This window comes from Streptomyces sp. NPDC059850 (assembly GCF_042731515.1).
Taxonomy (GTDB): Bacteria; Actinomycetota; Actinomycetes; order Streptomycetales; family Streptomycetaceae; genus Streptomyces.
The window spans coordinates 1-21,624 of the sequence record NZ_JBHWJI010000008.1; the positions used below are offsets into that span (position 1 = coordinate 1).

General features: G+C 70.8%; 6 protein-coding genes. 2 read left to right on the top strand and 4 right to left on the bottom strand.

The window, feature by feature from the left end; all coding sequences use genetic code 11:
* The 4 genes from ACFV9T_RS08555 to ACFV9T_RS08570 form a co-directional block, all read right to left on the bottom strand.
* The coding region (locus ACFV9T_RS08555; RefSeq protein ID WP_385437650.1) for a type I polyketide synthase at nucleotides 1–16,478 on the bottom strand (16,478 nt) is incomplete at its 3' end.
* Between the two features lie 351 nt (nucleotides 16,479–16,829).
* On the bottom strand, nucleotides 16,830–18,392 hold the full coding sequence (locus tag ACFV9T_RS08560; RefSeq protein WP_385437651.1) for a PH domain-containing protein: 1,563 nt from the start codon (nucleotides 18,390–18,392) through the stop codon (nucleotides 16,830–16,832).
* A complete protein-coding gene (locus ACFV9T_RS08565; RefSeq protein ID WP_385437652.1) occupies nucleotides 18,389–18,889 on the bottom strand; it encodes a PH domain-containing protein in 501 nt (166 codons plus the stop codon). Before ACFV9T_RS08565 ends, ACFV9T_RS08560 begins: the two co-directional genes overlap by 4 nt.
* A gap of 69 nt (nucleotides 18,890–18,958) precedes the next feature.
* Nucleotides 18,959–19,573, bottom strand: a complete 615-nt coding sequence (locus ACFV9T_RS08570; RefSeq protein ID WP_385437653.1) for a hypothetical protein — start codon at nucleotides 19,571–19,573, stop codon at nucleotides 18,959–18,961.
* Nucleotides 19,574–19,752: 179 nt separating this feature from the next.
* On the opposite strand from ACFV9T_RS08570, the gene ACFV9T_RS08575 reads away from it, so the two are divergent.
* Both ACFV9T_RS08575 and ACFV9T_RS08580 read left to right on the top strand, forming a co-directional pair.
* Nucleotides 19,753–20,997, top strand: a complete 1,245-nt coding sequence (locus tag ACFV9T_RS08575) for a sensor histidine kinase (protein WP_385437654.1) — start codon at nucleotides 19,753–19,755, stop codon at nucleotides 20,995–20,997.
* Nucleotides 20,990–21,622 carry a response regulator gene (locus ACFV9T_RS08580; protein WP_385437655.1) on the top strand — a complete coding sequence of 211 codons (633 nt, stop codon included), beginning with the start codon at nucleotides 20,990–20,992 and terminating at the stop codon, nucleotides 21,620–21,622. The genes ACFV9T_RS08575 and ACFV9T_RS08580 overlap by 8 nt, the downstream gene beginning before the upstream one ends.
* Nucleotides 21,623–21,624 lie beyond the last annotated feature (2 nt).

Consider the following 21,624-nt stretch of genomic DNA (forward strand, 5'->3'; position numbering starts at 1 on the left):
GTCTCGACAAACGCCCGCAACCGCGCAGCCTGCTCCCGCAGCGCCTCGGCGTTCTTCGCCGACAGCACGAACGGCAACACACCACCCAGACCACGCGGCCCCGGCTCGGCCACCTCACCCGGCTCATCGACCAGCGGCGCCTGCTCGATGATGGTGTGCGCGTTGGTACCGCTGATACCGAACGCGGACACGCCCGCGCGGCGCGGACTGCCGGTCTCCGGCCACTCCACCCGCTCGGTCAGCAGCGCGACCGAGCCCGCCGACCAGTCGACGTGCGGCGACGGCTCGTCCACATGCAGCGTCTGCGGCAACACACCGTGCCGCATCGACAGCACCATCTTGATGATGCCCGCGACACCAGCCGCAGCCTGCGTGTGCCCGATGTTCGACTTGATGGACCCCAACCACAACGGCTGGCCGGACCGCTCCCGCCCGTACGTGGCCAGCAGCGCCTGCGCCTCGATCGGGTCACCCAACGTCGTACCCGTACCGTGCGCCTCAACGACATCCACATCACCAGCGGACAACCCCGCACCCGCCAGCGCCTGCCGAATCACCCGCTGCTGCGACGGACCATTCGGCGCCGTCAGACCATTCGACGCACCGTCCTGGTTGATCGCCGAACCCCGCACCACCGCCAACACCGGGTGCCCGTTACGCCGCGCATCAGACAGCCGCTCCACCAGCAGCATGCCCGCGCCCTCACCCCAGCCCGTGCCATCCGCACCGGCCGCGAACGCCTTGATACGCCCATCGACCGCCAGCCCCCGCTGACGGCTGAAGTCGATGAAGTTGTCCGGCGTGGACATCACCGTGACACCACCGGCGAGCGCCATCGAGCACTCACCACTCCGCAGCGCCTGCACCGCCATATGCAGCGCGACCAGCGACGACGAACACGCCGTGTCCACCGTCACCGCCGGGCCCTCAAGCCCGAAGGTGTACGCCACCCGGCCCGACACCACACTCGCCGCGTTGCCCGTGCCCCAGTGGCCCTCAAGCCCCTCCGACGCCCGCTCAAGCGACAGATAGTCCTGGCCGTTGGTCCCGGCGAACACACCGACCTGCTGGCCACGCACCGTGGCCGGGTCGATGCCCGCGCGCTCGAACGCCTCCCACGACGTCTCCAGCAGCAACCGCTGCTGCGGATCCATCGCCAGCGCCTCACGCGGTGAAACACCGAAGAACGCCGCGTCGAAGTCGGCCACGTCGTAAAGGAATCCACCCTCACGCGTGTACGAGGTCCCCTGACGCTCCGCGTCCGGGTCGTAGAGCCCGTCCAGATCCCAGCCACGGTCGGACGGGAACTCGGCGATCGCGTCCCCGCCCGCCGACAGCAACTGCCACAGCTCCTCGGGGGAACGCACCCCACCCGGGAAACGGCAGCTCATCGCCACAATCGCGATCGGATCGTCAGCCACCGCAACCGTCGGCGCAACCACACCACCGGGCACCGCCACGTCCACGCCCAGCAGCTCGGTCCGCAGATAGTCCGCGAGAGCCGACGCCGTCGGGTAGTCGAAGATCAAGGTCGCGGGCAGCTGGACACCCGTCGCCGCGTTCAGCCGGTTACGCAGCTCGACCGCGGTGAGCGAGTCGAAGCCCAGCTCACTGAAGGCCCGCTCGACCCCGATCGACTCGGAACCGTCATGCCCCAGCACCGCGGCCACCTGGCCACGGACCACATCCAGCAGCAACCGGTCCCGCTCGGCCTCGCCCAGCCCGGCCAGCCGCGCGGCCAGCCCGCCATCGGCAGACGCACCACCGGTGGCCTGCCCCGACTGCGCCACGTCCGCCACATCCGCGAAGTCCGCGATCAGGCGGCTCGGGCGTACGGCAGTGAAGTCCGGCGCGAACCGAGCCCAGTCGATGTCCGCGACAGCGACCACCCCGTCGCCCAGGTCCAGCACGCGCTGCAGCGCGGCCACCGCCACCTCGGCGTCCATCGGCGGCAGACCACCACGACGCAGCCGCTGCTCCAGACCGTCGTCCGCAGCCATACCGCCCTCGGCCCACGGACCCCAGGCGATCGACGTGGCAGTCAGACCCTCGGACCGACGCCGCTCAGCCAGCGCGTCCAACGAGGCATTGGCGGCCGCGTAGTTACCCTGCCCGGCCGCACCGAACGTGCCACTGATCGACGAGAACAGCACAAACGCCGACAGATCCAGCTCACGCGTCAGCTCATCGAGATGCGCCGCAGCGGACACCTTCGCCCGCAGCACGGCCGTGAAACGCTCCGGGGTGAGCGAGTCCAGCATCCCGTCGTCCAGCACGCCCGCCGTGTGGAACACACCGGTCAGTGGCAGCTCCTCCGGCAGCCCAGCCAGCAGCTCCGCAAGCGCGTCACGGTCGGCCACATCACACGCCGCCACCGTCACCCGGGCACCCGACGCCGACAGTTCATCCCGCAGCTCCACCGCGCCCGGAGCCTCCAGCCCACGACGGCTGGTCAGCACCACATGCCCAGCGCCGTTCGCCACCAGCCAGCGGGCCACCCGCGCACCCAGCGCACCCGTACCGCCCGTGACCAGCACAGACCCCATGCCCGGCGACCAGGAGTCACCGGACGTCGCGGACCCCGAAGCGCGCACCAGCCGACGCCCGAACACGCCCGACGCGCGCACCGCGACCTGGTCCTCACCGCCGACCCCGGCCAGCACCTCCGCCAGCCGCGCCACCGCGCGCTCATCGGCCGTCTCCGGCAGATCGACCAGACCACCCCAGCGCTCGGGCAGCTCCAACGCCGCCGCCAGGCCAAGACCCCACAGCTGCGCCTGGACCGGGCTGACCGCACCGTCCGAACGACCCACGGCCACCGCACCCCGCGTCGCCACCCACAACGGCGCGCCCACACCCGCATCGCCAAGCGCCTGCGTCAACGCCGCCGTACCCAGCAGCGCATCGCCGCCGTCCGCCAGGGCCAGCAGCGACACCACGCCCGTCACGGCCTCGTCACCAACAGCCGAGGTCAGCCGCGCCGCCACCGCAGCACGGTCCTCATCAGCGGCCAGCTCGACCCGCGCCACGTCGACACCACGGTCGCCCAGCATCCCGACGACACCGGCGACCCACGCGTCCTCGGCCGACCCTGCCGGTACGACGACCAGCCAACGACCACTCAGAGAAGCGGCAGCGCGGTCGGTGACCGGCTTCCACGACACCCGGTAACGCCAGCCATCCACCGTCGAACGCTCCGACTGCCGCCGACGCCACAACGACATCGAGGGCAGCAGCGCCTCCAGCGCCCCGTTGTCCTCGTCACCAAGACCCAGTGTCGCGGCAAGCGACTCCAGATCCCCGCGCTCCACGGCCTCCCAGAAGCGGGCGTCCACCGCATCCAGCGCCGTAGCACCGGAGGTGACGGCGGCCGTCGACACATCCAGCCAGTAACGCCGACGCTGGAAGGCATACGTCGGCAACTCCACCCGCCGCGCACCGGCACCGGCGTAGAACGCCTCCCAATCCACGGCCACGCCCCGGACCTGCAACGCGGCAAGAGCACCGGCCAGCGAACCGGCCTCCGAACGACCCTCACGCAGAACAGCGACGAAAGCCGCCGCGTCGCCCTCGGTGAGACAGTCCTGCCCCATCGCGGACAGCACGCCTTCCGGGCCCAGTTCGAGACAGGTGGTCACACCCTGCGCCTCAAGAGTGCGGACGCCGTCGAGGAAACGCACAGCCTCCCGGACATGCCGCACCCAGAACTCAGCGGTCGTGATCTCCTCAGCGGAGACGACATCCCCAGTCAGGTTCGACACGATCGGGATACGCGGAGCCTCGTACGAAAGCCCCTCAGCAACCTCGCGGAACGCGTTCAGCATCCCGTCCATACGCGGCGAGTGGAACGCATGGCTCACCGTCAACCGCTTCGTCTTACGACCCTGCGCCTCAAACGACGCCGCAACCTCAGCCACGGCATCGTCGTCACCCGCGATGACCACCGAAGTGGGCCCGTTGAGGGCGGCAATGCTCACACCACCACCGACCAGCGGCAGAACCTCATCCTCCGAAGCCTGCACCGCGACCATCGCGCCACCAGCCGGAAGCTCCTGCATCAACCGCCCACGAGCCGCCACCAACACACACGCATCCGCAAGCGACAACACACCCGCCACATGCGCGGCAGCCAACTCACCAATCGAATGCCCAGAGAGGAAGTCGGGCCGCACACCCCACGCCTCGACCAGCCGGAACAACGCCACCTCAACCGCAAACAACGCAGGCTGGGTGAAACCGGTCTGATCCAGCGCAGCGGCGTCATCCCCGAACAGGACATCCCGCAGCGGCCGTTCAAGATGCGCGTCCAGGTGTGCGCACACCTCGTCCAGCGCCTCCGCGAACACCGGGTACGCCTCGTACAGCTCACGGCCCATCCCCAGCCGCTGGCTGCCCTGCCCCGTGAACAGGAACGCCAGCTTGCCCGCCACCGGCGAACCCTGCACCACACCCGTCGCCGGTTCACCGGAAGCCAGCGCCTCCAGAGCACGCAGGAAACCCTCACGACCATCGGCCACCAGCACCGCACGGTCCTCGAACGCGGTACGCCCGGTGGCCAGCGTGTACCCGATGTCGGCGAGGTCGAGGTCAAGGTCGGCGAGGTCGTCCGTCTCATCCCCGACGCTCAGCCGATCACGCAGGCGGCGGGCCTGGTCCCGCAGCGCCTCCTGGCCCATGGCCGACAGCGGCCACGCCAGCACACCACCGGGGACGCCCGACTCGGACACCACCGCCGGGGCCTCGACAACCGGCGGCTGCTCGATGATGGTGTGCGCGTTGGTGCCGCTGATACCGAACGACGACACACCCGCACGGCGCGGACGACCCTCGATCTCCGGCCACTCCCGCGCCTCCGTGAGCAGCGAGACCGCGCCCTCCGCCCAGTCGACCTGCGAGGACGGCTCGTCCACATGCAGCGTCTGCGGCAACACACCGTGCCGCATGGCCATCACCATCTTGATGATGCCCGCGACACCGGCCGCCGCCTGCGTGTGCCCGATGTTCGACTTGATGGACCCCAACCACAACGGCTGGCCGGACCGCTCCCGGCCGTACGTGGCCAGCAGCGCCTGCGCCTCGATCGGGTCACCCAGCGTCGTACCCGTACCGTGCGCCTCAACGACATCCACATCACCAGCGGACAACCCCGCACCCGCCAACGCCTGCCGAATCACCCGCTGCTGCGACGGACCATTCGGCGCCGTCAGACCATTCGACGCACCGTCCTGGTTGATCGCCGAACCCCGCACCACCGCCAACACCGGGTGCCCGTTACGCCGCGCATCCGACAGCCGCTCCACCAGCAGCATGCCCGCGCCCTCACCCCAGCCCGTACCGTCCGCAGCCGCCGCGAACGACTTGCACCGGCCATCCGTGGCCAGGCCCCGCTGACGGCTGAAGTCCACGAACGTCTCGGGCGTGGCCATGACCGCCACGCCACCGGCCAGCGCCATCGAGCACTCACCGCTCCGCAGCGCCTGGATCGCCAGGTGCAGCGCCACCAACGACGACGAACACGCCGTGTCCACCGTCACCGCCGGACCCTCCAGGCCCAAGGTGTACGCCACCCGCCCGGAGGCAATGCTGCCCGCGTTGCCGGTGCCGATGTAGCCCTCGACGCCATCGGGAATCTCGCCCGTACCGACGAGGTAGTCGTGGTACATGACGCCCGCGAAGACACCGGTCTGGCTGCCGCGCACGGTCGACGGGTCGATACCCGCCCGCTCGAACGCCTCCCACGACGTCTCCAGCAGCAACCGCTGCTGCGGATCCATCGCCAGCGCCTCGCGCGGCGAGATCCCGAAGAACGCCGGGTCGAAGTCGGCGGCGTCGTGCAGGAAGCCGCCCTCGCGGGTGTACGAAGTCCCCGCGTGATCGGGGTCCGGGTGGTACAGGCCGTCCAGGTCCCAGCCACGGTCGGCGGGGAAACCGGAGATGCCGTCGCCACCCCCGGCGACGAGGTCCCACAGCTCCTCGGGCGTGCTCACGCCCCCCGGGAAGCGGCAGCTCATGCCGACGATGACGATCGGGTCGTCGGCCACCGCCGACACCGCACCCGTACGCCCGATGGCAGCAGGTGCCACGGCCTCCTCGGCACCCAGCAGCTCGTCACGCAGATAGCCAGCCAGGGCGTTCGGGGTCGGGTAGTCGAAGACGAGCGTGGCCGGAAGCCTCAGCCCGGTCACCGTCTTCAGGTCGTTGCGCAGTTCGACCGCCGTCAGCGAGTCGAAGCCCAGCTCCCTGAACGCCCGTCCGGGCTCCACCGCCTCCGGACCCGCGTAGCCCAGCACCGTGGCAACTCGCCCGCACACCAACTCCAGCAGTGCACGGTCCCGTTCGGGCCGCGCGAGCCCGGCCAGGCGCCGTACGAGCGAGGAGCCATCGGCGGTGGCGGCCGCAGTGGCCGCCCGCCGGACCGGGGCCCGCACCAGGCCACGGAACAGGGCCGGGACGATACCGGTCGCCGCCGCTTCGGTGCGCAGCCCCGCGTAGTCGACCCGCATCGGGAACAGCACCGCCGCGCCGTCGGCCTGCGCCGCGTCGAACAGCGCAAGCCCCTCATCAGCGGCGATCGGAGCGCCGCCGCCACGCGCGATACGCCGCAGCCCCACCTCGTCCAGGCCGCTGCCCATACCCTCACCGGCCCACAGGCCCCAGGCCAGCGCGGTGGCCGGGAGCCCCTGCGCCACACGCTGCTGGGCAAGCGCCTCCAGGAAGGAGTTAGCAGCGGCATAGCTCGCCTGCCCCGGCGCGCCGAAGACGGCCGCCGCACCCGAGAAGAGCACAAACGCCGACAGGTCGTCATCCCGCGTCAGCTCATGCAGATTCAGCGCCGCATCCACCTTCGGACGCAACACCCCCGCCACCCGCTCAGGCGTCAACGAACCAAGAACGCCGTCATCCAACACACCCGCCGTGTGCACCACACCAGTCAACGGATGCTCAGCCGGAACAGCCGCCAACACCCCAACCAGCGCGTCCCGATCCGCCACATCACACGCCGCCCACGTCACGGTCGCGCCAGCCGCCGTCAGTTCAGCAGCCAGCTCCTCCGCACCATCGGCGTCGGCACCGCGACGGCTCACCAGCAGCAACTGCCGCACGCCATGAGCCGAGACCAGATGGCGCGCGAAGAGACCACCCAGAGATCCCGAGGCGCCGGTGACCAGTACCGTGCCGTCCTCATCGAACGACGGAGCCACATCGGCGTCGGTCTCAGCCTCGTCGGCGACCGGTACCCGGGCCAGCCGGGGCGCGAGCACCGCACCCCCGCGCAACGTCAGCTCCGCCTCGTCCACGCCCAGCGCGGCGGGCACCACCCCGTAGCTCTCGTCTTCGTCCACGTCCAGCAGCACCAGACGGCCAGGGTTCTCCGACTGCGCGGAACGGAACAGACCACGCACAGCGGCCTGCGACAGATCAGCCGCCACACCCGCACCCGGCACGGACTCCACCGCACCCCGGGTCAACAGCACCAACCGCGACCCGACGAACCGCTCATCAGCCAACCACGACTGCAACAAGGAGAGCATGGCCTGCGTCGCCTCGTGCACGGCCAACGCATCGCCACGGCCACCGCCACAGCCACCGCCACCGCCACCAAAACCGGCCAGCACCACGGTCTCCGGCACGGCCGCCCCGGCATCCACCGCCGCGCTCAGCGCCGCCAGATCGCCATACGCCCCAACCCGAACCCCAGGCCCGAACCCGCTGCCCAACAAAGCGAGTTCACCAGCATCCGCACCGAGCACCGCCCAGTCACCCGACGCCGCACCCGTCGCGGGCGCCGGAACCGCCGACCACTCCAGCCGGAACATCGACTCATGCAGCCCACCCCGGGCCGCACGCACCTGGTCGGCCGAGGCTGCCCGCAGCGCCACGGACTCGACCGTGGCCACCGCACGCCCCGTGCCGTCGGCCACCAGCAGCGACACCGCGTTCGACGACTGCTCGGACAGCCGCACCCGCAGCGCACCGGCCCCCGCCGCGTGCAACTGCACACCACTCCACGCGAACGGAAGCAGCGCACCCTCCGCCGATGCCGCCGACTCCGCCTCACGGGAAGAACCGCCAAGGCCGATGGCATGCAGCGCGGCGTCCAGCAGCGCCGGGTGCAACCCGAACGCCTCGGCCTCGGCACCCGACGTCAGCGGCGCGTCCTCGGGGAAACCGACCTCGGCGTACAGATCCCCACCGAGCCGCCACGCGCCCTTGAGCCCCCGGAAAACCGGCCCGTAGCCAAGGCCCTCCCGGGCCAGCTCCGCGTACAGCCCATCGACCGCGATCGGCGTGGCGCCCTGCGGCGGCCAGACACCCAGCTCATCCAGCTCAGCGCCCCGGACCCCGACCGCGAGCACACCGGTGGCATGCCGCGTCCACGGCTCGGCCCCGAACGCGTCCTGCCGCCGCGAATGCAGACTGAACGAACGGCGACCGGACTCATCCGGCCCCTCCACGACGAGCTGCACCCGCACCCCGGTGCGCTCCGGCAGCACAAGCGGAGCTTCCAGAGTCAGTTCGTCCAACCGCTCACACCCCACCTGCGCGCCCGCCGCGCTCGCCAGCTCCACGAAGGCCGTACCGGGCAGCAGCACGCTGCCCATGACCACGTGGTCGGCGAGCCAGGGGTGGGTACGGGTGGAGAGCACCCCGGTGAGCAGGCAGCCATTGGCGTCCGCGAGCGCGACGGCGGCGCCGAGGAGCGGATGGTCGATGTCGCCGAGCCCGATCGACTCCGGGTCGCCCGCCGCGAGGGCGGCGGCGCTGGGCCAGTACCGCTGCCGCTGGAAGGCGTACGTCGGCAGCTCGGCGGGCTCGACGCGGGCACGCGTTCCGCCGAAGACGGCGTCCCAGTCCAGCGCCACGCCACGGACGTACGCACGCGCGACGGCGGCCGTCAGCGCCTCGGCCTCGGGACGGTCCTTGCGGCAGACGGAGACGAACGCGGCATCGTCATGGCCGGTCACGCACTCCTGCGCCATGGCGGTGAGCACACCGTCCGGACCCAGCTCCACGAACGTCGTGACGCCCTGAGCCTCCAGCACCCGCACACCATCGAGGAACCGCACAGCCTCCCGGACATGCCGCACCCAGAAATCGGCGGTCGCCATCTCCTCAGCGGAAACAACATCCCCGCTCAGGTTGGACACGATCGGAATACGCGGAGCCTCGTACGAAAGCCCCTCCGCGACCTCCCGGAACGCCTCCAGCATCCCGTCCATACGCGGCGAATGGAACGCATGGCTCACCGTGAGCCGCTTCGTCTTACGACCCTGCGCCTCAAACGACGCCGCAACCTCAGCCACGGCATCGTCGTCACCCGCGATGACCACAGACGACGGCCCGTTGAGGGCGGCAATGCTCACACCACCACCGACCAGCGGCAGAACCTCATCCTCCGACGCCTGCACCGCGACCATCGCACCACCGGCCGGAAGCTCCTGCATCAACCGCCCACGCGCCGCCACCAACACACACGCATCCGCAAGCGACAACACACCCGCCACATGCGCGGCAGCCAACTCACCAATCGAATGCCCCGACAGGAAGTCCGCCCGCACACCCCACGCCTCGACCAGCCGGAACAACGCCACCTCAACCGCGAACAACGCAGGCTGAGTGAACCCCGTCTGATCCAGAACCCCCGCATCGTCCCCGAACAGCACATCCCGCAAGGGCCGCTCAAGGTGCAGATCCAGATGCGCACACACCTCATCCAACGCATCCGCGAACACCGGGAAGGCGTCGTACAGCTCACGCCCCATCCCCAACCGCTGGCTCCCCTGCCCCGTGAACAGGAACGCCACCTTGCCGCCCTCAGCGACCGTCCCCTCGACCACACCCGACGCGGACTCGCCCCGCTCCAGCGCACCGAGCGCCCGCAGCAGCTCATCCCGGCCACCAACGCTGACCACCGCACGCCGCTCCAACGCAGCCCGCCCAACAGCCAACGCATGGGCGACATCGAGCAGCCCCGACTCCGGACGACGTGTCTCGACAAACGCCCGCAACCGCGCAGCCTGCTCCCGCAGCGCCTCGGCGTTCTTCGCCGACAGCACGAACGGCAACACACCACCCAGACCACGCGACCCCGGCTCGGCCACCTCACCCGGCTCATCGACCAGCGGCGCCTGCTCGATGATGGTGTGCGCGTTGGTACCACTGAGCCCAAAGGACGACACACCCGCACGGCGCGGACGACCCGTCTCCGGCCACTCCTGGGCCTCGCTCAGCAGCGCGACCGCACCCGACGCCCAGTCCACATGCGGCGACGGCTCGTCCACATGCAGCGTCTGCGGAAGCACACCGTGCCGCATCGCCAGCACCATCTTGATGATGCCCGCGACACCAGCCGCCGCCTGCGTGTGCCCGATGTTCGACTTGATGGACCCCAACCACAACGGCTGGTCCCCATCCCGCTCCCGCCCGTACGTGGCCAGCAGCGCCTGCGCCTCGATCGGGTCACCCAAGGTCGTACCCGTACCGTGCGCCTCAACGACATCCACATCACCAGCGGACAACCCCGCACCCGCCAGCGCCTGCCGAATCACCCGCTGCTGCGACGGACCATTCGGCGCCGTCAGACCATTCGACGCACCATCCTGGTTAATGGCCGAACCCCGCACCACCGCCAACACCGGATGGCCGTTACGCCGCGCGTCCGACAGCCGCTCCACCAGCAGCATGCCGACGCCCTCGCCCCACCCGGTGCCATCCGCACCGGCCGCAAAGGCCTTGATCCGCCCATCCGCCGCCAGCCCCCGCTGACGGCTGAAGTCCACGAACGCCTCGGGCGTGGACATCACGGTGACACCACCGGCGAGCGCCATCGAGCACTCACCACTCCGCAGCGCCTGCACCGCCATATGCAGCGCGACCAGCGACGACGAACACGCCGTGTCCACCGTCACCGCCGGGCCCTCAAGCCCGAAGGTGTACGAGATCCGCCCGGACACCACGCTCGCCGCGTTGCCCGTGCCCACGTGGCCCTCAAGCCCCTCGGGCGTGGCGGAGACGAGCCCGGCGTAGTCCTGCCCGTTGGTCCCCGCGAAGACACCGGTACGGCTGCCGCGCAGCGCCACCGGGTCGATACCCGCCCGCTCGAACGCCTCCCACGATGTCTCCAGCAGCAACCGCTGCTGCGGATCCATCGCCAGGGCTTCCCTCGGCGAGATCCCGAAGAACGACGCGTCGAAGTCGGCCACGTCGTAGAGGAAACCGCCCTCACGCGTGTACGACGTCCCCTGACGCCCCACCTCCGGGTCGTACAGCCCGGCCAGGTCCCAGCCACGGTCGGACGGGAACTCGGCGATCGCGTCCCCACCCGCAGTCAGCAGCTGCCACAGCTCCTCCGGCGAGCGCACCCCACCCGGGAAACGGCAGCTCATCGCCACGATCGCGATCGGATCGTCCTCGACGGCCACGGCCACATCGCCAGCCCCGCCCGCCGGGGCGATCTGAGCGGCGCCGACCAGCTCCGTCCGCAGGTACTCGGCCAGCGCGGCCGACGACGGGTAGTCGTAGATGAGCGTGGCGGGCAGCGCCAGACCGGTCGCGGCGCCAAGTCGGTTACGGAGTTCGACGGCGGCGAGCGAGTCGAAACCCAGCTCCTTGAAGGCACGCCCCGCCTCGACCGCGTCGGCCCCGTCGTGGCCCAGCACAGCCGCGACGTGCGTACGGACCAACTCCAGCAGCGCACGGTCCTGTTCGGCACGCGGCAACCCGCCGAGCCGCTCCCCCAGCGGAGACGCGGCGTCGGCGTCGGTGATCACACGCCCGCCATACGGCCCGGCCGCAGGCTGCGACGCGGTCCGAGAAGCGGCCGACTCCGACCCGGCCACCTCCGGCAGTTCGGCGATCAGCGGGCTCGGCCGTACGGCGCTGAGGGTGCCGACGAAGCGGTCCCAGTCGACGTCCGCGACCGTCACGCACGTGTCGTCGGCGTCGAGCGCCTGCTGAAGGGCGGCAAGCGCCAGTTCCGGCGCCATCGGCGGCATGCCCTCGCGACGCATACGCCGCTCCAGCGCATCGTCCGCCGCCATGCCACCCTCGGCCCACGGACCCCACGCGAGAGACGTCCCCACCAGGCCCTCGGCACGCCGCCGCTCGGCCAGCGCGTCCAGATAGGCGTTGGCCGCCGCGTAGTTGCCCTGCCCGGCCGCACCCACCGAACCACTGATCGACGAGAAGAGCACGAACGCCGACAGATCCAGCTCACGCGTCAGCTCGTCCAGATGCAACGCGGCGTCGACCTTCGCGCGGAGCACCGAGGCGAACCGCTCGGGCATGAGCGAGTCCAGCACACCGTCATCCAGGACACCCGCCGTGTGGAACACACCCGTCAGCGGCAGCTCCTCCGGCAGCGACGCCAGCAACTCCGCGAGCGCGTCCCGATCCGCCACATCGCACGCGGCAACCGTCACCCGCGCGCCCGACGCCACCAACTCATCGCGCAGCTCCACCGCGCCCGGAGCGTCCAGACCACGGCGGCTGCTCAGCACCACATGCTCGGCGCCACTGTCCACCAGCCACCGCGCCACGCGCGCGCCCAACGCACCCGTACCGCCCGTGACCAGCACAGACCCCGCACCCGGACGCCATGAACCACCCGACGGCGCGGACGACGACCCGGACACCGAAGCGCGCACCAGCCGACGCCCGAAGACGCCCGACGCCCGCACCGCGACCTGATCCTCACCACCAGAACCACTACCGGAACCACCGGACCCGGCCAGCACCCCCGCCAGCCGCGCCAACGCACGCTCATCCACCGACTCCGGCAGATCGACCAACCCACCCCACCGCTCCGGCAACTCCAGCGCCGCCACCCGACCCAGGCCCCACAGCTGCGCCTGACCAGGCACCACCGCGCCATCGGAGCGCCCCACCGACACCGCGCCCCGCGTCGCCACCCACAACGGCGCGCCCACACCCGCGTCGCCGAGCGCCTGCGTCAGCGCGGCCGTACCCAGCAGCGCATCGCCCTCGGCGAGGGCCAGCAAGGACACCACACCGGACACAGCCTCGTCGCCAACAGCCGAGGTCAACCGCGCCGCCACCGCAGCACGGTCCTCATCGGCAGCCAGCTCGACCCGCGCCACGTCGACACCACGGTCGTCCAGCATCCCGACGACACCGGCAGCCCACGCGTCCTCGACCGACCCCGCCGGTACGACGACCAGCCAACGACCACTCAGAGAAGCGGTGGAACGGCCGGTGACCGGCTTCCACGACACCCCATAGCGCCAGCCGTCCACCGTCGAACGCACTGCCGCCTGCCGCCGCCACGACGACAGCGCGGGCAGCACCTCACCCAGGGACAGCCCCGGGTCCACCTCCAACTCGGCAGCCAGCGCGGCCACATCGCCACGCTCCACCACATCCCAGAACCGCCCATCGACCACACCACCCGGCGCGGCGACGGCCGCCGTGGGGGCAGGGGCGTTGAGCCAGTAGCTCTGGCGCTGGAAGGCGTACGTGGGCAGGTCGACCGCCGTCGCGCCGGTACCCGCGTACGGGGTGGCCCAGGCGACCTTCTTGCCGCGTACGTACGCCAGCGCCACGGCCGAGGTGAAGGTTTCGGCCTCGGGGCGCGCGCCGCGCAGCAGGGACGCGTACCGAGTGCCGTCCGCCTCGGGCAGGCAGTCCTGCGCCATGGCCGTGAGCACGGCGTCCGGGCCCAGCTCCAGGAAGGTGGTGGCGCCCTTGTCGGCCAGGGTGCGGACACCGTCGAGGAAGCGCACCGCGTCGCGGACGTGGCGTACCCAGTACTCGGGCGAGCACAGCTCCTCGGCGGTGGCGACCTGCCCGGTGACGGTGGAGACCACGGGGATGCGCGGCGGCGCGTACTCCAGCACCTGGGCGACGCGCCGGAACTCGGCGAGCATGTCGTCCATGAGCGGGGAGTGGAAGGCGTGGCTGACCGTGAGCCGCTTGGTCTTACGCCCCTGCGCCTCGAACGAAGCCGCGACCTCAGCAACCGCGTCCTCGTCGCCCGAGATGACCACCGACGCGGGTCCGTTCACCGCGGCGATGCTCACCCGCTCGCCGAGCAGCGGCAGCACCTCGTCCTCGGAGGCCCGCACCGCGACCATCGCGCCACCGGCGGGCAGTTCCCGCATCAGCCGCCCGCGCGCCGCCACCAGCGCGGCGGCGTCCTCCAGGGAGAACACCCCTGCCACGTGGGCCGCGGCGATCTCACCGATCGAGTGTCCGGCGAGCAGTTCGGGGCGCAGCCCCCAGGACTCGACGAGGCGGTAGAGCGCGACCTCGATGGCGAACAGGGCGGGCTGGGTGTAGTCGGTGCGGTCGAGGAGAGCCGCCTCGGGCGAGCCCTCCTCGGCGAAGAGCACGTCGAGAAGCGGCTGTTCCAGCTGCTCTTCGAGGTACCAGCAGGCGTCGTCGAGGGCTTCGGCGAAGACGGGGTACGTGTCGTACAGCTCGCGGCCCATGCCGAGGCGCTGGCTGCCCTGGCCGGTGAACAGCAGGGCGAGCTTTCCGGCGGCGGGGGCGCCCCGGACGACGGACGGGGTGTCGCCGCCCGTGGCGAGGGCGCGCAGCGCGGCGAGGGCGCCGTCGCGGCCGTCGGCCAGGAGCACGGCGCGCTGGTCGAAGGTGGCGCGGGTGGTGGCCAGGGAGTGGCCGATGTCGGTGAGGGCGAGCCCGGGGTCGGACTCCAGCAGCGCGCGCAGCCGTTCGGCCTGGTCGCGGAGGGCGTCGGTGGTCTTGGCGGACAGGACCCAGGGCAGTACGGCGGGGGCGGAGTCCCCAGGCGCTTCCCCGGCGACCTCTTCGGCGGCGGGCGGCTGCTCGATGATGGCGTGGGCGTTGGTGCCGCTCATGCCGAAGGAGGAGACAGCGGCACGGCGCGGACGGCCGTTCTCCGGCCAGGGCCGTGCCTCGGTCAGCAGCTCGATGTCACCGCTGGTCCAGTCGGCGTGCGGGGTCGGCTCATCCACGTGCAGTGTCTGCGGCAGCACTCCATGGCGCATCGCCATGACCATCTTGATGATGCCGCCGACACCGGCCGCGGACTGGGTGTGGCCCACGTTCGACTTGAGCGACCCGAGCCACAGCGGCTGGCCCGCCGCGCGCTCCTGCCCGTACGTGGCGAGCAGCGCCTGCGCCTCGATCGGGTCGCCCAGTGTCGTCCCCGTACCGTGCGCCTCGACCACGTCCACGTCACCGGCCGACAGCCCCGCACCCGCCAGCGCCTGGCGGATGACGCGCTGCTGGGCGGGGCCACTGGGGGCGGTGAGGCCGTTGCTGGCGCCGTCCTGGTTGATGGCCGTGCCACGGACGACGGCCAGCACCCGGTGGCCGTTGCGCTGCGCGTCGGACAGCCGCTCGACGAGCAGCATGCCGACGCCCTCGCCCCAGGCCGTACCGTCCGCCGCCGCCGCGAACGGCTTGCAGCGGCCGTCGGCGGCGAGCCCGCGCTGGCGGCTGAAGGCGATGAACGAGCCGGGGTTGGCCATGACCGCCGCACCACCGGCGAGCGCCATGGTGCACTCGCCCGTACGCAGCGCCTGGACGGCCAGGTGGAGCGCCACCAGCGAGGACGAGCACGCGGTGTCGACGGTGACGGTCGGGCCTTCGAAGCCGAACGTGTAGGCGATGCGGCCGGACGCGACGCTGGCCGCGTTGCCGGTGACCAGATAGCCCTCGAAGCCCTGCTCGGCCTCGTGCAGCCGGGGGCCGTAGTCCTGGGTCTCGGCGCCGACGAACACACCGGCCCGGCCGCCCCGGAGGGTCGCGGGGTCGATCCCGGCCCGTTCGAAGACCTCCCAGGAGGTCTCCAGCAGCAGCCGCTGCTGCGGATCCATCGCGAGAGCTTCGCGCGGCGAGATTCCGAAGAACGCCGGATCGAACTCATCGGCGTTGTGCAGGAATCCGCCTTCGCGGGTATAGCTGCTGCCCGCCTTGTCCGGGTCGGGGTCGTAAAGCCCGTCAAGATCCCAGCCCCGGCCCACCGGGAATTCGGAGATGACGTCTTTTCCGCCCGCGACAATATCCCAGAGTTCTTCGGGGGAACCGACGGAACCGGGGAATCGGCAACTCATTCCGACAATGGCAATGGGCTCGTCGGCGGCGATCGGGGCCGTATCGGCGTCGTCCGAGGGGGCGTCGGAGGTGTCGTCGGCGCCGAGCAGGTCGGTCCGCAGACGGCGGGCGAGGTCGGCCGGGGTGGGGTGGTCGAAGGCGAGGGTGACGGGCAGCCGCAGTCCGGTGGCGGCGGTCAGCCGGGCGTGCAGGTCGACGGTGGCGAGGGAGTCGAATCCCAGGTCGAGGAAGGGACGCTCGGGGTCGAGAACGTCCGGCGCCTTGTCCTTGAGGGCCTGTGCGACGACCTCGCCGACCCATGCGGTGAGGGCCTCGGCGCGCTCGGCTTCGGGAAGGGCTGCGAGGTGGTCCCGCCACGGGGAGGCTCCGTCGGGGCCGACGGCCGGTATTTCCGTGTGCTCGGGCGTCAAATCCACGGACTCACTCACCATCACGCGCCCCATTACCTCGCAAGACATACACCTAGACCGTAGGCCAGCCTTACACAGGGCAGGACGGCGGGATAACCCTTCAACCCCCCTACGGGCACCCCTATTGTTCCTTTGGGACCCCGTATTCGCCGACCATTCCATAATGGCCGCGCTTGGCTCACCAGAATGCATGAGAATTTCGGTGACGACAAGGAGTTCGAAGGAACGAAGGGCGTTCAAAAGGGAAGCGAGCCGGGGAAGCGAGCCGCGGCGGCGGGAAGGTGTTCAGAGGTGGAGGGGCGGACTTTCGGTCCGCCCCTCCACCTCTCGGGGGATCGCCAGTTGGTCAATGGGTGGTCAGCCGCGGTCCGGGGCGCGCTCGATGAATGGGGCGAGCAGCCCGGGGACCGTGGTCTCGGCGAGGGCGATCCCCTGGCCTTCGGTCAGGTCGTACACGTGGTAGGCGCCCTCACCGGCCGCCGTGGTGGCGCCGACGGTGAGCAGCCCCGCCCGGCGCTGGAAGGGCGTGCGGGAGATCTTCCAGCCGATGATCGCCTCGCGCTCCAGGGCAACGGTGCGGTGGGCGAACGTCCCGGCGGAGGTGACGAGATAGCGGCCGCGGAGCCCATGGCCGAGGGTGCGGTACGCGTTGAACGCGAACGCCACCAGGATCGGCACCAGCACCACCCCGGTGATCACACCGCCGATGACGAGTCCGGTGCTGAGCCACAGCCCAAGACCCACCGGGACCGCCGCGATCAGGACCGACCAGATGAGGGCACGGTTGATACGGCGCCGCAGGGCGGCCCGGGGATGCCCGGTGAGGCCGTCGCGCTCGATCAGGCCCCCGCGTTCGTTCACGCCCGGCTCGTCCACCGGCAGCGCCTCGGCGGCGACCCGCACGGCCTCGGCGCGCGGGACGGGAGAGGTCAGGGCGCGGCGGCGGCGATTCTCGTCCTCACCGCCCAGGCCGCTGGCGACGGCGTTGAGCTTGGCGCCCCTGGCCCAGCGCAGCGGAATGGGCTCGACGAGTTCGAGGCCGCGCAGATTCCGTTCCGCGATGGTCACGGAGCGGGTGGCCAGCAGTCCCCGGCGGACCCGGAGCGCTCCGCCCTCTTCGCGGCGCAGCTCGTAACCGGCCCAGTTCTCGATGAACGTGGCGGTGGAGCCGACCATGCCGAGGGCGACGATGACGAGGACGGACACCAGGATTCCGTACCAGAGCGGAACGGAGCCGAAGCGGTGCTGGAGGTCCTTGACGATGCCGAGTTCGAGCGGGTTGACCTGCATCTCGTTCAAGGTGCGGTACACACTGCCCGCGGCGATGAAGACACCGCCGACGCCCCAGACGGTGAGCGGGCCGTAGCGCAGCCAGGACCAGTCCAGCTGGCAGAGCACACCGTCGTTGTCGGCCACCGCCGGAGACCGGCCCGCGTCGCGCAGGGCGAGGATCCGGCGGCGCAGCTCAAGCGCCTCGGCCTTGGTGATGCCGTCGAGGGCGAGCTTGCGCGCGACGGCGTCGCTCTGCTCCCCGCTGTCGATCCGCAGCGTGGTGAGTCCGAAGACCCGGTGGACCGGGTTGGCGGTGAGGTCGACGCCACGGATGCGGCCGATCGGGACCGAGCGCTCGCTGCGGAAGAGCAGCCCCTTGCGCAGCTCGAAGCGGTCCTCGGTGAGCCGGTAGCGGGTGGTGAACAGCCGCATCAGCCCGATGCCGCTGATGACCAGGAAGGTCACGAACAGCGACGCGAGGGTGATGATGACCTGGAGGTTGGTCTTGCCTCCGGTGACCGCGAGGCTGGCGAGGAACATGGCCAGCGGTGCGCCGAGGATGGACAGGTTGACCAGGAGCAGCCGACGGTTCAGCCGCCCCCAGTCCTGGTCGACCGTGGGGGGCGACACCGTCGTATCAGGTGTCATGTGGCGTCCTCCGGGACCGACTCGACGCGCGCGGCCAGGAATTCGACCAGGTCCTGGGCGACCTGGTGGTCGATGCCCTTGATCTTCACCGCGCCCGAGGAGGAGGCGGTGGCCACGGTGACGCCGGAGAGCCCGAACATCTGCTGCAGCGGACCGCGCAGGGTGTCCACCGTCTGGACGCGGGACAGCGGGGCGACCCGCCACTGCTGCCACAGCCACCCGGAGGCCGCGTACACGGCCTCGTCGGTGGTCTCCCAGCGGTGGACCCGGTAGCGCCAGGCGGGCATGACGGCCATGTAGAGCAGCCCGGGGACCAACGAGATCAGCGTGGCCCACATGAAGAACTCACGCGTCGGGGGGATGGTGGCCCACAGGATCCCGAAGGTGAGGGGCAGGGGCAGGGCGAACAGTGTCGACTGCAGCGTCCACCAGCCGATCGCACGGCGGTCGACCCGGTGACGAGGCGGACGGAGCCTCAGATTGTCATGGCGTTCCACTGTTTCACCCTGCTCTTGCTTCCAGATGGGTGCCGGGTGCGGGCCCGGCGGGGTTGGCGGCCTATGTAATCAGGCTTCGGCCGATGCCTTGTCCGCGGTCTGCTGGCTGTCCGCGGTCTGCTGACCGTCAGGGGCCTGCTCGGGCAGCTGACCGTTTCCGGCGGCCTCCTGGGCCTTCAGCTTGCGCATCTTGGCCAGCAGGACGGCCGTACGCGTCAGCACCATGGCCAGCGCCATGAAGATGAAGGCGTTGGAGTACGTGTCCTGACCGCTGATCCCGTATTCGATGGAGAACTTGATCAGGCCCATCGGGAACCAGTGCTCGGCGCCGTAGACGAAGATGATGCGCCCGCTGGAGAGGATGATCCACACCACCGCGTAGCCGATGCCACCGATGGTGTAGAGCGCGCCCGAGGAGGCGTCCCTATAGGCGGGCAGCAGCGCTCCGGCGATCAGGCCGCAGATGACACCGATGCCGACACCCACGAGCTGCAGCGACAGGTCGTTGTCGCCCTTGGTCGGGAAGGAGTGGACGAAGATCGCGATGACGACGGCCACGGCGATGATCGAACGCGCCATCCGCATCGTGGTGATGCGGCGGCGGCCGAGGTCGGTCGCCAGGACGATCGTCAGAATCGTTCCGCTGGCGATCAGCGCGGCCATGAACTGGCTCAGCTGTGGCATATACGACGTTCTCCAAGCCAAGAGGGCGATGTGCTTCGTGGTGTGACGGCTGGTTGTCCCACCGGTCCCACCGGGAACAACGCTAGAAGCGGGCCCCGCGCCGCGCGACGACTGAACGGTGGGATCCGGCTGTCAACCGACCGGTGGACACGGGGGACACGCGTGGTAGTACTGAGGCCGTGCGCAATCACTCCCCGGGGGACGACTCGCCGACCGGCGCGTATTACGGCCCCGAGTCCGGCACCCGCTGGTTCGGCCTCTGGGACGGCTTCTTCGCCGTCTCCTACGTCGTCACCGCGGCCCTGCTGCTGCTCTCCAGCGGCTCCCAGGTCGACCACTCCCTCCCGATCGCCGCGCTGACCCTGATCGTGCCCTGGTACGCGGCGGTCGGCCGGGGGCTGATGATCGAGGCGAGCCACGGGCCGCGGAACCTGGTCTTCGCGCTCGTCCTGGTGGCGCTGTTCTGCGCCACCACGGCGTTCAACCTGATCGGCGCCTTCGCGCTGTTCGCGGTCATCCCGATGCTGATCATGAGCCTGCCGATGGGCCCGGCGGTCGTGCTGGCCACGGTGGCCAATCTGTGCCCCGTGCTGGTGGTGGCGTTCGTCGGCGAGGACGTGGGTCTGAACGTCTGGGAGGTGGTGCCCATCTCCCTGCTGAGCATCGCGCTGTCGCTGCTGCTGGGCATGTGGATCAAACGGGTGGTGCGGCAGAGCAAGGAGCGGGGGCTGCTCATCGAGGAGTTGCGGCGCAGCCGGGAGCGGGAGGCCCGGCTGTCCCACGAGGCCGGTATCTCCGCCGAGCGCGAGCGGCTGGCCCGGGAGATCCACGACACCCTGGCGCAGGGGCTGACCAGCATCATCAGCCTGGTCCAGGCGGCGGAGTCGGAGGTGTACGACGCACCGGACCAGGCGGTGAACCATCTGGCGCTGACCGGGCGGGTGGCCAAGGAATCACTCGCCGAGGCCCGTGACTTCGTGGCCGCGCTCACCCCGCCCGCGCTGCGCGGCGGCTCGCTGGTGCAGGCGGTGCGGCGGCAGGCGGACGGGCTGATCGCCGAAACCGGCCTGGAGGTGCGGTGCTCGGTCAGGGGCGAAGAACCGCCCCTGCCGATGGCGGTCAGCGTCGTCCTGCTGCGCTCGGTGCAGGAGGCGATCGCGAACGTCCGCAAGCACGCCAAGCAGGCCCGTACGGTGGACGTGGTCCTGGTCTTCGACGATGACGGCATCCGGCTGCTGATCCGCGACGACGGCGAGGGCTTCACCCCGGACGGCACGCAGGAAGGGTACGGGCTGCGCGGGATGCAGGCCCGGATGGAGGAGATCGACGGAATGGCGTCCATCACCAGCAGCCCCGGGCGGGGCACCACCGTCGAGGTGGACGTGCCGGCGACGGCGCTGGCCGGGGAGGCAGCGCATGGCTGACCAAGAACCCATCCGGGTGCTGCTGGCCGACGACCACCCCGTGGTGCGGGAGGGTCTGAGCGCCATGCTGGACTCCGCCGAGGGCATCACCGTCGTCGGACAGGCCGGTTCCGGTGAGGAGGCGGTGGTCCAGGCGAAGGCGCTGCGGCCGGACATCATCCTGCTGGATCTGCGCATGGGCGGGATGGACGGCGTCGAGGCCACCACGCAGATCCTGCGGCAGGTGCCCGGCTGCAAGGTCGTCATCGTGACCACGTACGAGGACGACTCCGACATCCTGCGCGCGGTGGAGGCGGGCGCCGCGGGCTATCTGCTGAAGGGCAGTTCACGCCAGGAGCTGATCAGCGCCGTGCAGACCGCGGCGCGCGGCGAGACGGTGCTCACGCCGTCCCTCGCGGGCAAGCTCTTCCGCAGCAGGGCGGCCGAGCCGTCGCCGCTCTCCGGGCGCGAGCGTGAGGTACTGCGGCTGGTGGGCCAGGGGCTGACCAACGCCGAGATCGGCGCCAAGCTGTTCGTGGCCGAGGCCACGGTCAAGACGCATCTGCTGCGCTCGTTCAAGAAGCTCGGCGTCTCCGACCGCACGGCCGCGGTGATGACGGCCATGGAACGGGGCCTCCTGGCCTAGGG